Annotated in this window: 12 protein-coding genes; 8 read left to right on the top strand and 4 right to left on the bottom strand. The window is 61.7% G+C overall.

Translation table 11 applies throughout. From position 1 onward, the window contains the following. The first annotated feature begins 15 nt into the window (after nt 1-15). The 3 genes from EKO19_RS34390 (at nt 16) to EKO19_RS34380 (ending at nt 3,464) form a co-directional block, all read left to right on the top strand. Nucleotides 16-1,287 (top strand): putative Na+/H+ antiporter, encoded by a 1,272-nt coding sequence (locus EKO19_RS34390; RefSeq protein ID WP_129781949.1) that lies wholly within the window; start codon nt 16-18, stop codon nt 1,285-1,287. 184 nt (nt 1,288-1,471) lie between these two features. Further along, a complete protein-coding gene (locus EKO19_RS34385; RefSeq protein WP_129781948.1) occupies nt 1,472-1,747 on the top strand; it encodes a hypothetical protein in 276 nt (91 codons plus the stop codon). Nucleotides 1,748-2,078: 331 nt separating this feature from the next. Then, nucleotides 2,079-3,464 carry an alpha,alpha-trehalose-phosphate synthase (UDP-forming) gene (locus tag EKO19_RS34380; protein WP_129781947.1) on the top strand — a complete coding sequence of 462 codons (1,386 nt, stop codon included), beginning with the start codon at nt 2,079-2,081 and terminating at the stop codon, nt 3,462-3,464. A gap of 111 nt (nt 3,465-3,575) precedes the next feature. Here the strand turns inward: EKO19_RS34380 and EKO19_RS34375 are convergent, their stop codons facing one another. The 4 genes from EKO19_RS34375 to EKO19_RS34360 form a co-directional block, all read right to left on the bottom strand. Further along, complete coding sequence (locus EKO19_RS34375) at nt 3,576-4,709, bottom strand: mechanosensitive ion channel family protein (RefSeq protein ID WP_217705784.1); 1,134 nt, start codon at nt 4,707-4,709, stop codon at nt 3,576-3,578. Between the two features lie 173 nt (nt 4,710-4,882). Then, nucleotides 4,883-5,137: a DUF5985 family protein gene (locus EKO19_RS34370; RefSeq protein ID WP_129781946.1), complete on the bottom strand. Its 255-nt coding sequence runs from the start codon at nt 5,135-5,137 to the stop codon at nt 4,883-4,885. Then, the gene (locus tag EKO19_RS34365) at nt 5,134-5,394 is read right to left on the bottom strand and encodes a DUF5985 family protein (RefSeq protein ID WP_129781945.1); all 261 of its coding nucleotides are present in this window, start codon (nt 5,392-5,394) and stop codon (nt 5,134-5,136) included. Before EKO19_RS34365 ends, EKO19_RS34370 begins: the two co-directional genes overlap by 4 nt. Before the next feature lies 1 nt (nt 5,395). After that, nucleotides 5,396-5,785 carry a hypothetical protein gene (locus EKO19_RS34360; RefSeq protein ID WP_129781944.1) on the bottom strand — a complete coding sequence of 130 codons (390 nt, stop codon included), beginning with the start codon at nt 5,783-5,785 and terminating at the stop codon, nt 5,396-5,398. A 228-nt stretch (nt 5,786-6,013) separates the two neighbouring features. Between EKO19_RS34360 and EKO19_RS34355 the strand changes: the two genes are divergently transcribed. The 5 genes from EKO19_RS34355 (at nt 6,014) to EKO19_RS34335 (ending at nt 13,129) form a co-directional block, all read left to right on the top strand. Next, nucleotides 6,014-6,439 (top strand): MarR family winged helix-turn-helix transcriptional regulator, encoded by a 426-nt coding sequence (locus EKO19_RS34355; protein ID WP_217705783.1) that lies wholly within the window; start codon nt 6,014-6,016, stop codon nt 6,437-6,439. A 165-nt stretch (nt 6,440-6,604) separates the two neighbouring features. Continuing rightward, on the top strand, nt 6,605-7,930 hold the full coding sequence (locus EKO19_RS34350) for a BON domain-containing protein (protein WP_129781942.1): 1,326 nt from the start codon (nt 6,605-6,607) through the stop codon (nt 7,928-7,930). Between the two features lie 618 nt (nt 7,931-8,548). Continuing rightward, nucleotides 8,549-9,949, top strand: a complete 1,401-nt coding sequence (locus tag EKO19_RS34345; protein WP_129781941.1) for a peptide MFS transporter — start codon at nt 8,549-8,551, stop codon at nt 9,947-9,949. Continuing rightward, nucleotides 9,942-11,138: a M24 family metallopeptidase gene (locus EKO19_RS34340; RefSeq protein ID WP_175597296.1), complete on the top strand. Its 1,197-nt coding sequence runs from the start codon at nt 9,942-9,944 to the stop codon at nt 11,136-11,138. The genes EKO19_RS34345 and EKO19_RS34340 overlap by 8 nt, the downstream gene beginning before the upstream one ends. After that, on the top strand, nt 11,135-13,129 hold the full coding sequence (locus EKO19_RS34335; RefSeq protein ID WP_129781939.1) for a S9 family peptidase: 1,995 nt from the start codon (nt 11,135-11,137) through the stop codon (nt 13,127-13,129). Before EKO19_RS34340 ends, EKO19_RS34335 begins: the two co-directional genes overlap by 4 nt. Nucleotides 13,130-13,165: the final 36 nt, after the last annotated feature.

Here is a 13,165-nt window from a genome sequence, read left to right as displayed (position 1 = left end):
AGTGGCTGCGCGCGCATGACTTTTGCAAACTCCACCATTCAGATCGTCGCAGCCGTTATTTTCGCGTTGGCGCTGCTGCATACGTTCTCTGTGAAACAGCTCGAGAGGCTGTCACTCCGGTTTCCCTCGCATGCCGGCGTGTTCCATCTGCTGGGCGAAGTCGAGATCGTGTTCGGCTTCTGGGCCATCGTGTTCATCGCGCTGCTGGCGCTCCTCGACGGCGCCGAGAGCGCGCTGAGCTATGCCGAATCCCGCAATTTCGCCGAGCCGCTGTTCGTCTTCGTCATCATGGTGTTGGCAGCCTCGAAGCCGATATTGCATGTGGTGTCCCGATTCATCGGTGCGCTGGCGCGCGTGTGTCCGTTCGACGAGGTGCTGGCGCGAGTCTGGTTGGGCTTGTCCATCATTCCGTTACTGGGCTCGTTGATCACCGAGCCGGCGGCGATGACGCTCGCCGCGCTGACGCTGGCCCCGCTGGTGTTCCGGCCGGAGCTGCCGGAGCGTTCCAAGTACCTCGCATTGGGCGTGCTATTCGTGAACGTGTCCGTCGGCGGCACCTTGACGGCCTACGCGGCTCCGCCCGTGCTGATGGTCGCATCGACATGGCAGTGGGACAGCACGTTCATGTTGCATCAGTTCGGATGGAAAGCCGTGTTGGCGGTATTCGTCAATGCAAGCGTGGCAACTATCCTGCTGAGGAAGCAGCTGCCGCGGGCCTCTCAGGGCGATGCGATGCGTCGTTCTACCGACGATACGATGCCACTGCCGATCATCGCCGTTCACGTCATTCTGCTCGCCGCGGTGGTCGCCATGGCGCATCATCCGATCGCGTTCATCGGTATCTTTCTACTGTTTCTGGGATTCACCACGGCGTATGAGCGTTTCCAAAGTCCGCTGATCATCAAAGAGGCATTGCTGGTCGGTTTCTTTCTCGCGGGCCTGGTCGTGCTCGGAGGGATGCAGCAGTGGTGGCTGCAGCCCATCGTGTCGGCATTGCAGCCGCTTGCATTGTTCTTCGGCGCCTTGGGCCTCACCGCGATTACCGATAACGCCGCGCTCACCTATCTGGGCTCGTTGATCGCGGGTATCTCGGATCAGGCGAAGTACATGTTGGTGGCGGGCGCGGTCGCGGGCGGCGGTTTGACCGTGATTGCCAATGCCCCGAACCCGGCTGGAGCGTCGCTGCTCAAAGCCGGCTTTTCGAACGAGACCATCGGTGCGCTCGGATTGTTTCTCGGCGCGCTTGGGCCTACGTTCGTCGCGGCTGCGGCGTTTCTCCTGCTGTAAGAACGTCAGATGTCGATACCGGCGCGAACGGGCGCAGCCGCCTTTGGATGTCAGCATCGTGAGTATTAACCATTGCAACCGGCGGCCGACACGCTGAATCGTCGCCTGCAAGTTCCCGGGCGCCGCCTGTTCGTCGGCGGCGAGCACAGCGAGCGTCGGACGCTGTTGCTGCGGGCGGCCGCTCGTGCTGTTCCTGTTCGTTCTTGTGATCACGGTGTTCTGGCTTGATCGCGATCAGGTCGTCGGCCTGCGCGACCTGCGTAGGCTGATCACGTCGCTGACCTGTTTCGTGCCGGAAGAAACCTGTTCAGCTTGCCTGGAGCAAGCGGCCGTCAAGAGCAGGACGGCCGCGCTCAACAGCACGGTGGAAGTGTTCACGACATTCATCTCGGCCTCCTTGGGCGGGCGGAAGTATGGGCGCGTGCCTTGTAGTGCGAACGCCAACGTAGCCATCCGATAACGCCGAGTCGCGGCGGCTGTTCCAATGAGTCGAAAGATCCACCGATGTCATCTATCGAATGGATACAAATTCATTGGAGGCCAATATATCAGACGCTGAGCCGGCGTTTCGCGATGCGTCCGGCAATGCATTGGCGCCAATGCATTGTCTCCCGGCATGGGGGCGCAAATTGGGCTTCGGGGTTGAGCTGAGCGCCAAATAGAAGTAAGGTCTCGTTGTCGCCAAATGCAGTCGCCTGTTCGTCGGGGAGGGGGCACTGCGTTTGGCGCTGATAGCGGGAGAAGATTGTGAAAAAGAACGTATTCGTCTGCGCGCCGCATGGGCGCGCGGGATGACTGAACGGCTCGTTTGCGTTTCAAATCGCGTCAGTGTGCCGCGCCGGACGGCAGCGCCAGGGGGACTGGCGGTGGGGATTCTCAGCGCCTTGAAGGGAACCGGCGGCCTGTGGTTCGGCTGGGGCGGTGAGCTCACCGAGCAGGAGCCCGGCGAAGCGGCGCTCGATCGACGCGAAGGCGTGAATTACGCCACGATCGAACTGCGCCGCGAACAGTTTTTGCGCTACTACGGTGGCTTTGCCAATGGCGCGCTGTGGCCACTGTTCCACTACATGCCGAGCAAATTCCGTTTTCAGCCCGAGGAGTACGCGGCCTATGAGGACGTGAATCGGCAGTTCGCACGGAAGCTGCAGCCGCTGTTGAAACCGGACGATATCGTCTGGGCCCACGATTATCATCTGATACCGCTCGCGTGTCGGCTTCGAGAGCTGGGGGTGCGGGTGCCACTTGGCTTCTTCTTGCACATTCCGTTTCCATACATCGAAACGCTGCGCGTGCTGCCCACATTCTCCGAGTTGGTGCGCGACCTGGTCGCCTACGACGTTATCGGGTTTCAGACGCAGAGCGATCTCGATTCGTTCTTCACCGCGGCCGCGCACGTGTTCGGCAGGCAGTGCGTAGTGGACGAAGGGCACCTGAACATCGGCGACCGAACGGTCCGTTGCGGCGTGTTTCCCATTGGCGTCGATGTCGATGCGATTCAGCAAGAGGCGATTGCAGCGCGCGCCAGCGAGGTCGTCCAGCGAATGGTCGACAGTCTCTCGGGGCGCAAGCTCGTGATCGGGGTCGATCGTCTGGACTACAGCAAGGGACTGGTCGAGCGCTTTACCGCATACGAGCGGTTCCTGGAAATGTTTCCCGACAACTGCGGCCGGCTGACGTATCTGCAAATCGCGCCGTTGTCACGCAAGGATGTGCCGTCGTATGCCGAAATCCGCGGTGCGCTGGAACAGGCGGCGGGCCGGACCAACGGCCGCTTCGCCGATACCGACTGGACGCCGATCAGATACTTGAACCGCAACTTCGCGCACAACGTGATGATGGGATTTCTGCGCTCGGCGCACGTGGGGCTGGTCACCCCGCTGCGCGATGGAATGAACCTGGTCGCCAAGGAGTATCTTGCCGCTCAGGATCCGCACGATCCGGGCGTGCTGGTGCTCTCGACTCTGGCTGGAGCGGCGCGTGAACTCACGTCCGCGCTGCAGATCAATCCTTACGACCCACGCGCTTTGGGGCACGCTTTGCAGACGGCATTGCACATGTCGCTCGGGGAGCGTCGTGAGCGTCATGCTCAGTTGCTCGAGACTCTTCGGGAGCACAGCATCCATGCATGGGCCGATCGCTTCATGGCGGCACTGCGAGCGTCGAAGGCCGAAACCTGACACCGAAAGCTGTAACTTGCGGCCGAGGCGTCGAGTAGGGACATCCACGATCGTCGTATTTTGAAGCGCGAACACGACGGCGTGGAATCATCGATGCGCCTGTGCATCGCCTCAGGCCGCCTCAGGTCGCTCGGCTCGATTGCGCCCCCTGGCGGCGGGGCTGTCGTCGTCGTCAGCAGGGCTCTCCTGAGAAGACAGGTACAGCTTTTGCGTGGGGTATGCGAACTCCGCGCCGCTTTGCTGTAGCTCGCGATGCAAGCGCAGGTTGATAGCCTGCTGGGTGTCCATGTACTTGTTGTAGTCGGCGGAGAGCACGTAGTAGACCGTCTCGAAGTCGAGCGAGGTGGCCGCATGCTTGGCAAAGTGGCTGCGATCGAAGCGCGTATCGGCTTGGTCCTCAACGATCTTGCGGATCAGCGCGGGAATCTGCTCCACCAATTCGATAGGCGTCTCGCGAGTGATGCTGGTCGCGAATACGACGCGCCGTTCCTGCATGCGCCCGTAATTTCGAACGCGACTGCCGAGCAGGTCGCTGTTGGAAATGATGATCTGCTCGCCGCTCAGGCTGCGCAGTCGCGTGCTCTTGATGCCGATATATTCGACGCTGCCCATGAAGTCGCCAACGATCAGAAAGTCCCCGATCACGAACGGCCGATCCAGAGTGATGGACAAGGAGGCGAACAGATCGCCGAGCACGTTCTGCACGGCCAGTGCCACGGCGATGCCGCCGATGCCGAGGCCGGCGATCAGCGCGGTGATGTCGATGCCGAGGTTGTCCAGCGTCAACAGCAGCATCATCGCCCAAATGACGACGTTGACCACGAAACTGATGATGCCGAGCGAGCCGATGGCGGCACGGTCTGCGGCGAGACTGCGTTGACGCTTGCGCTCGAGCCATATGGATGCGGCGGCCATCATCCAGATGCCGACCTGCCAGAACAGTGCAATGGTGACCGCCGAGCCGAGCACTTGCTGTGTCTTGGGGCCCATTGTCAGCCACTGGGCGCCGATATACAGCGCCACGACCAGCAGGGTGAGCAGCGTGGATCGACTCAACACTTGCAGCGGAATTTCCAACAGCTCGGTCTCGGCGGTCGCCTGCATACGTTTGTAGTAGGCACGTATGCCACGGCGCGCCATCAGCATAACGAATAGCGCGATGGCGGCGATCGCGAGCGCCAGGGACCAGTCCAGCAGCGAGTTGCTGAACAGCGGCAGCTGAGCCAGGTTGGAGTAGTCAGTCATCGTTAACCTCTCGCAAGGGAAAATGTGCGGCTCTATCGAGCCGGGGGCCGTGCGCGTGCAGGGGCGCGACGGGGGAAGGAAGTATTGGTATCAATATTTTGCCAATGGTTCCCTCGGCGGCGCAAACGCGGCACGCAGAGCTGAGGTGAAAGTCGGCGCGCCGGGGGGGGGCTCTAGGCGCGATTCTTCATTACGATGGCGGTGAGTATCAGCAGATACGACACCAGTCTGACCAGATAGACTGCGGGCGTTCCTTCATGCGGGTTGTCCAGCCAGAGGAACGCCGTGCGGTTGCCGGCTTCGACCAGAAAGGCAATCGCGAATGCGAGGAACAGAGTGTCCCGCGTTTGTCGCCAGAAGCGCAAGAAGAAGGCTGCGGCAGTCGCCGAGCCGGTCACGATGATGCCGAGCAGGAATCCTTCGATCATGAGTCGCTCTCGAAAACCAATCCGTAGAGCAAGAGGAGAATCGAGGCTGCGGCCGCACCGAGACGCCAGGTGTAGAGGCTGATGTGCGGAACTACGGCCAGATCGATGAACAGCAGCGCGTTGGACAGCGTCAGTCCGGCAAAGCACAGGCCACTCCAAAGCAAGAGGCGGGTGCGTTTCTTGAAATAGCTACGTAGCAACAGGATGGCGCATAGCGCCACCGTGATCGTGCCAAGGATGTTCACCGCATAGGGCATGCTAACGATCCCTCTTCAGGTCGAATGCCCGGGCAAAGTCGCGTACGGACGACGAGGCGCCGTTGTGAATCAAGGTGGCGATGCGTACCAAATGTCGCCGATAGGTCGTTGCAAGTTCGTCGATGAGCGTTCCGGACTCATCCCAGTCCTTGGAATAGCGGAACAGCAGCAGGTCGTCGCTGGTCGCCAACCGCCGTGCTTGCAGCGCGCGGAGAATCAGCTGGCCGGTCTCACGAGTCACGTAGACGCGGCCCGCGATCTCGTCAGCCGTCCAGGATTTGGACGGCTCCTGCCAAAGCAACAGCAGCGCTTCGAGCTGCGGCACCGTATCTATGTTCTCCGCCAGGAAGCGAAGCACTCGATCGGAGATGTCGGTCGCATCCGTGGTCACGCGGTCTTTTGCCGGAATCAATGGGTACCAATGTAATTTCGCCGGCAGTTTTACTACATTCCGCCCCGGTGATACCACCCTTGACATATGCGTCGGCGTGCTTGCCCCTGATATCATCGCTCCGTCACGGGTCACGAGAGGGTGTCGCTTCACTTTATGAAAAGCAAACAGCGCGCGGTTCGCCGCCGGCAGCAGGACGTAGGGGTCGCCGTTCTGAAGAGCTTTCGCGTGATTTACGGCTCGGTGCGCCAGCACTTCCGGCAGGTGCAGGAAGTCTGTGGCCTGTCGGGCTCTCAGTTGTGGATTCTTCACGAGGTCTTGAGGGCGGACGGGATCGGGGTTTCCGAGCTGGCTGAAAAGCTTTCAATTCATCAATCGACCTGTAGCCAGCTGGTCGAGAAATTGGTCCGGCGCGGCGCTCTCAAGAAAGTGCGCGGGTCCGATGATCAACGCCGGGTTCTATTGTCGGTGACAGCAAGTGGCAAGCAGATTGTCGCGCGGTCTCCCGGGCCAGCCGAAGGCGTCCTGCCCGAGGCCATCGCCGAGCTGTCGCGAACGGAGCTGGCGCGGCTGCATTCCGGGTTGCAGAAGATCATTGCGGCGTTGGACATCAAGGACGAAGCGGCGGCTGAGCGCCCGATGGCCGAGCTGTAGCGCTACCGAGCGCGTCAGTTCCAGCGGGGCTTCATTCCCGGCTGGCATCGAAATACGTTGCAATCGATATAATTGATTCAAAATTGATATGACCGGGCGCTGGATTGGGGCGAACTCACCTCGACTTTGACTGTCTCTAAAAGAAGACATCTGTTGGGAGGCGCCATGTCACGGCTGACCCTGTTGTTCGCGATGATTTCAGCCCAGTTGGGAATGGCGCTCGCGGCGAGCGCCGAGACCACGATGGTGGTCCGCGACGCAACTCCGGCGACCGGACAAGCGCTTCCGGAAGCGATTGTTCATTCGAGACTGGCAGCGGATGTACTCAACGCCTTGAAAGAAGATCCCATTGTCGAGCTAAGTGGCCTGGACATACGGACTGACGACGGCGTCGTCACCCTCACCGGTAGTCAGTCGCTACTGCTCGCCTCCGATCGCGCGACCTACGTCGCCGAGACGGTTCCCGGAGTTCGTCGCGTCGTCAATCGACTCAGCGTCCGCCAAGCGCGTGAAGCCGATACACAACGGCTCGAATCGGATGTTCGCTATGCATTGCTCACCGACCCGGCCACGGCGGGCAACTCGATCGACGTTTCGGCCGATGCTTCGGGACGGGTCACTCTCGAGGGGGTGGTCGCCGGCCATGTCGAGCGCCAGTTCGCCGAGGAAGTCGTGAGAAGCATCATTGGGGTCACGGCCGTTGCCAACAGAATACGAATCGCCAGTTCCCATCGCCCGTCGGATCGACAACTCGTCGCCGATGCCCGTCAGGCACTCGCCTGGGATGCGTATGTGGATGGCCGTCGCATTGACGTCGCTGCGATGGACGGTGTCGTGATGCTCGCCGGCAAGGTCGATAGCGCGGCCGCACGGCGTAGATCGATTGCCTTGAGTTGGGTCGCCGGTGCGAAGAATGTCAATGCATCTCAGCTCAAAGTGGTCGACCGACGAATCGAAGAAGTGTCGGAGGATTCGCTGGGAAAGTTCGAACTTGTTTCTGATGAGCAGCTTGCCGCGATCATTCGTCGAGCGCTGCAGGCCGATCCGCGACTGCGTGATTCCACTGTCGAGGTGGCTGTACAGCATGCAGAGGTGACCCTCAGCGGAGCAGTCGACAGTCTGCTGGCGAAGCGGGTTGCGCTCGGACTTACCCATGCCGTGCGCGGCGTGGGTTCGGTCGATAGTCAGCTGCAGGTGCCGGCGACGGCGCAGCTGTTCTCGGATGCGGAGATCGAAGCAAGAATCGACCGCGCATTGGAGCGCAATAGCGCCACGCGCGATGCCGTGATCGGCATCAGCGTTCTGGATGGCGCGGTGACCCTGGAAGGAGAGGCAAGTAACTGGTTGGCGCGACAGATCGCCGATACCGTCGCAGCATCGATTCGCGGGGTCCATGCGGTTGAGAACGATATCGTCGTGGCCAATGGACGCGGCGCGCTTCCGTTCAATCCGTATCTCGACATGGGCCCGTTTGCGTGGGTCGTCCCGTAAGAATGTGGCCGTCACAGGTTATCGAATCCATCGGGGCGGCGCTGCTATCGCGACCTCAGTGCAGTTGCCACGCGCGCCGCGCGTTCAAGCTCGAAAGCGGCACACGTCACATGCAGCAGGCGTACATCGATCGCGACGTTGTCTCCAGTCGGCAAAACACGCTGCTGCGAAGTCTCGACGCCAAGCCTTGGAAATCCCGCATCTGAGATTGTCTGCGCGGCAGCTGGATATTCGCCCGGCGTGCCGGGGGAGGCGGCATGAGGCAAGGATATTTCTTGTCGCTTCCTCGATAGTATGCGGCCGATTTGCGCGATTCTTTGGCAAGCCGGCTGAGCTATATCGATTCGCGAGGCAGTGACCGGCACTGCCATCCGGAAGCGTTCATGGGCGCGTACTGCGCAAAGGTTCCTTCGCGACTCGAACGGGTCCGTGAGCTCGAGGATTTACCGCAGGCCATCGTCGCTTTCGGGCGCGACTATCCGACCGGCCATCTCATCGAGCGGCATGGCCATCTTCTGACCCTCGGTTCCGCTTTCTCCTCGTCAGGTGTCTTGATGAGGTTCGCGACCTGGCCTGCGCGAATCCCTGTCACTGACGCCGTGGAGTTACCTCGAGCTGATGTCAATCAATTCCGTGGTGTCTGCCGACACGCTTGAGAGCGGGGCGGTGCGGGCGGGGGCTGGAGCGACTTGGCTGGGTCACCCCCGCGGAATGTTCCTCGTCGCGTTCGTCGAGATGTGGGAACGTTTCAGCTATTGGGGCCTGGTCGGCTTGCTGGTGTTGTTCCTCACCGCGTCGACCGACACCGGTGGCTGGGGGTGGGAGAGCGGTCCGGCCCTGCAGCTTTACAGCTGGTACGCCGGGCTTGCGTTCGCACTGCCGGCAGTCGGTGCTTGGATTGCCAACACTCTGGTGAGCGAGCGCCGATGTGTTGCGGCGGGCGGCACGGTGATTCTCTGCGGACACCTGTTGATGGCCGTGGCGCATCTGAGTCATCCCGAGTCGGGAACGAATGCGGCGGAGACGGCGATCTTCTTGAGCGGTCTGGGGTCGGTGCTGCTCGGCACCGGCTTGCTCAAGCCGGCCATCTCTTCGATGGTCGCAGGCCTCTACCCTGAAGGGGGCGCGCGCCGTGACGAAGGCTTCACATGGTTCTTCGTGGCGATCTACGTTGGCGCCGCGTTCGGCGCAATCATCGTCGGTTATCTCGGCGAGCGTGTGAGTTGGCACTACGGCTTCGGGGCCGCCGCCGTCGCCATGGCGCTCGGGATGGCGGCGTATCTCTTGAAACAGCGCGAATGGCTCGGCGACATCGGTACGACTGTGCCGGGGAGCGAGCCTGCCGACACTCGGCCGCTGGGGAGGATGGACTGGCAGCGCATCGGCGTCGTCGGCGCGCAGGGCATATTCACAATCCTCTACGCAGCGGCCTTTTATCAGATGTTCGGCATGTTGACGCTGTACTCGAGAGATCGTCTCGACCGCGTCATCGGCGGCTTCGAAGTGCCGGCGACCTGGCTGCAAACCGTCAATCTCTGGAGCTTCTTCGTTTGTGTGCCGCTGCTCAGCCTGGCATGGCGGCGCCTGGCGCGCCGTCAACGCAATCCCAGTGCTTCGTACAAACTCGCGCTCGGTATTGCCTCGCTCGCGGTGGGTTACTCGGTGTTGGTTGCCGCGGAAATCAACAGCGCTACGACCTTGCCGAGCGTGCTGTGGCTGATCGCCGCGTATGTGCTGTTCGGATTGGGCGATTCACTGGTGTGGGCGAACCAGATCTCGCTCACCAGCAAGCTCGCGCCGTTGCGCTATCGACCGCTGCTGGTAGGTGGATGGTATGTCTGCATCGGCATCGGTACCTGGCTCACGAGCTACATCGGCAGGCTGGCAGAGCACTACTCATTTCAAATGGTGTTCACTCAGTTGGCCGTGAGCTGCGCACTGACGGCGCTGGCGCTTGCGGCGATGACCCCTTGGTTGAAGCGATACATGCATGGAGCGGAGGAGAGTAACGATGGCTGAGTCGACAATCGTGCTGGCGTTCACCACGGCGGAGTTTCAGCGTCGCGTTGCAGCGGTCAAGCAACTCATGGCCGGTGCGCGCATCGATGTGTTGCTGATCAGCGATCCCGCCAACATGAATTATCTGACCGGCTACAACGCGTTCTCTTACTACACGCATCAGATGGTCGCGGTGGCGTTGGACGAGAACGAACCGCTATGGCTCGGACGCAAGATGGACGTGGCGTGCGCGCGTTTCACCGCGTTCATGGGCGAGGATCGGTTGTTCGGTTATCCGGAAAGTTACATCGGGGTGTCGGCGCGGCATCCGATGGAGTTCATCGGCAAGGTGCTGCGAGACAAAGGTTGGGAACGGCGCGTGTTCGGGCTGGAAATGGACAGTGCGCCGCTGACGCCACGCTGCGCCGATCAGTTGAAGCACGCACTGCCGGAGGCACGCTGGGTCGATGCGGATCTGCTCGTCAATCGAGCGCGGCTGGTGAAGTCGAAAGCGGAGATCGATTACCTCCGGCAGGCGGCGCAGATTTCGCAACGGGCCATGCAAGCGGCCCACGAGGCCATCGAGGTCGGCGTTCGCGAGTGTGACGTAGCCGCGAAGGTGTATTCGGCGCTGGTGTCGGGCACGGAAGGCTACGCCGGTCACCTCACGATGCAAGGAGGCCTTGCGATGCCCAGCGGCGAGCGAACGTCGGCACCTCATCTCGGGTGGACCGATGAACGCTATCACTCCCAACAGCTGGTGAGTATAGAGCTCGGCGGCTGTCGCCATGGATATCACGCCGGTCTGTCACGCAGTTTCTTTCTTGGGCGGCCGCCGGCTGAGCTGCAGCGCTGTGCCGAGGTGACGATCGATGGCATGTCCGAAGTCCTGGTGCGCATGCGGGCTGGTACCACCTGCGGCGAAGTGGCCGATCACTGGAACGGTCTGCTCAAGCGGGCAGGGCTCGCCAAGGAGTCGCGTATCGGTTACTCGATCGGCATCGGCTATCCGCTCACCTCGTGGATCGACAAGAGCGCGAGCTTGCAATCGGGCGATGCGACGGTGCTGCAGCCGGACATGACATTTCATATCATTCTGGGCATGTGGATGGATCGCTGGGGGTTCGAGCTGAGTGAGACGGTGCGCGTGACGGAGGGCGAGGTCGAAGTATTTTCGTCGTTCCCAAGAGCGCTTCTGATCAAAGCATGACTTCCTCATTGCCCGGACTCGTGCTGAGCTTGATCGGTTTGCAAGCCGCGCTTGGCGAAGCACAAACATTTACAACGCCCGAGACGGTGTTGTCGGTGGTTACGGTGTCGAACGTGGCGCTGTCGCCGGATGGTTCGCGCGTGCTCTATCGTGCCGAATCTCCAGCGACGACCTCAGAGTCGAGAGCCGTCAGGCGCGGGGCACTCTGGACCTCGGCGACGAAGCGTGAGCATCCCGAGCTGCTGACGGACGTGCATTCGGATGCTACGCGTCCTGCGTGGGCGCCGGATGGACGACGAATCGCGTGGATCGGCCGGGCGACATCGACGCAAGTTCCTCAAGTATTCGTGCGGGACGCTTCCAGTGGCGAGGCGCGAGTGATCACGGCAGTTGCTCGGGGCGTCGAGGCATTCGTCTGGTCGCCTGACGGCACACGCATCGCGTTCACCTCACGAGAGGGACGCTCGCGGCAGCAACAACAGGCCTTCGATGCGGGCGAGGATTGGACCCTCTTCGGCGAGCCGGTGGGACAGATTCGCCTGCATATCGTCGAACTCGCCGGCGGTCGAACCTGGCCGGTCACACCGGAAACCATGAGTGTTCACTACTTCGCCTGGTCGCCGAACGGGGATCGCCTCGCACTCATCGCGGCACCGACGCCATCCGTCGACGATGAGATGTTACATGCCCGACCTTTTATCGTGGACGCACGAGGCGGCGAACCTGAACGAGTCACTGAAACGGTCGGTTGGGTGGCGTTTCCGAGCTGGTCGCCGGATGGGACGCAGATTGCATGGTTGGGCTCCGCGGTCGTGTTCGATCCCTGGTACAGCGATGTTTGGATTGCACCGGCCGATGGGAAGGGACCGGCGCGCAATCTCACCGAGGGGTACGAGGCAACTGCGACGTGGCTCGGCCCGCTGCCTGGCCAGCCGAATACGCTGGCACTGATCGTCGAGGAGAAGCAGGCGACCACGCTGCAATCCATCGATCTGCGCTCCGGTGCCCGCAAGGTGCTGGCGGCACCGAACGGAATATTCTCGGGCGCGCCGTCGTTCTCGGCGGACGGACGCACGCTTGCCGCGACGATCAACACGCCGACGCATCCCAACGATGTGTTCGTCGCACGGCGCGACGGCACCGGGCGATTCGATCCCGTACGACGTCTCACACGCTCCAATCCGCAGATCGATGAGCGAGCGCTCGGCTCGCAGGAGATCGTGCGGTGGAAGAGTCGCGATGGTCTGGATGTCGAAGGCGTCCTGATCAAGCCCGTGGGCTTTCAACCAGGCAAGCGATACCCCGTCATCGTGCACGTGCACGGCGGGTCCGAAGGCGTGATCTCGAACGGGTGGCGGGCGACCTACAACGACTGGGGGCAACTGCTCGCCGCGCGTGGTTATGTGGTCATCTATCCCAACTATCGCGGCAGCCGCGGCCGTGGTCTGACCTTCATATCCGGCAATCGCCGCGACATGATGGGGCGGGAGTGGGAGGACATCGAATCGGCCCTGGATCACGTGATCGCCTCGGGGCTCGGCGATCCGACACGTGCCGGCATCTATGGCTTCAGTTGGGGCGGCTATGCGGCCGGCTGGGGCGCGACATTCGCCAGTCATCGCTTCAAGGCGGCGGTGGGCGGGGCGGGCATCTACAACTGGATCAGCGAGGCAGGCAGTAACGAGAGTCGTTGGCACGAGCAGCGCGCACATTGGGACGCGCCGCTATACGAACATTTCAACTTGTATCTGGAGCGCTCGCCGATCTTCGAAGTGCGCCGAGCCAGTACGCCGCTGCTCATGCTCCATGGTGAGCTCGATCAGTCCTGTCCCGTGGGCCAGGCGATCGAAATGCATACGGCGCTCAAATGGAAGGGCGTGCCCGTGGAGCTCGTGATCTACCCGCGCGAAGGCCACGGCATGCGCGAGTTGCCGCATCAACGCGATTTCTTGACAAGAGGCCTCGGCTGGTTCGATCGCCACCTGCAATAGTGGCGCTTGCGTCATCGTGCGGCGAGAGCAGAATGC

The sequence above is a fragment of the Peristeroidobacter soli genome (assembly GCF_004138485.1).
Taxonomy (GTDB): Bacteria; Pseudomonadota; Gammaproteobacteria; order Steroidobacterales; family Steroidobacteraceae; genus Steroidobacter; species Steroidobacter soli.
This window is presented reverse-complemented; position numbering and strand designations above follow the sequence as displayed.

Bases quoted from the DNA above. Each gene is read 5' to 3' on its own strand.
- EKO19_RS34350 (WP_129781942.1), top strand. From the start codon at position 6,605: ATGTCACGGCTGACCCTGTTGTTCGCGATGATTTCAGCCCAGTTGGGA.
- EKO19_RS34375 (WP_217705784.1), bottom strand. From the start codon at position 4,709: ATGACTGACTACTCCAACCTGGCTCAGCTGCCGCTGTTCAGCAACTCG.
- EKO19_RS34380 (WP_129781947.1), top strand. From the start codon at position 2,079: ATGACTGAACGGCTCGTTTGCGTTTCAAATCGCGTCAGTGTGCCGCGC.
- EKO19_RS34370 (WP_129781946.1), bottom strand. From the start codon at position 5,137: ATGATCGAAGGATTCCTGCTCGGCATCATCGTGACCGGCTCGGCGACT.
- EKO19_RS34340 (WP_175597296.1), top strand. From the start codon at position 9,942: ATGGCTGAGTCGACAATCGTGCTGGCGTTCACCACGGCGGAGTTTCAG.
- EKO19_RS34345 (WP_129781941.1), top strand. From the start codon at position 8,549: ATGTCAATCAATTCCGTGGTGTCTGCCGACACGCTTGAGAGCGGGGCG.
- EKO19_RS34335 (WP_129781939.1), top strand. From the start codon at position 11,135: ATGACTTCCTCATTGCCCGGACTCGTGCTGAGCTTGATCGGTTTGCAA.
- EKO19_RS34365 (WP_129781945.1), bottom strand. From the start codon at position 5,394: ATGCCCTATGCGGTGAACATCCTTGGCACGATCACGGTGGCGCTATGC.
- EKO19_RS34390 (WP_129781949.1), top strand. From the start codon at position 16: ATGACTTTTGCAAACTCCACCATTCAGATCGTCGCAGCCGTTATTTTC.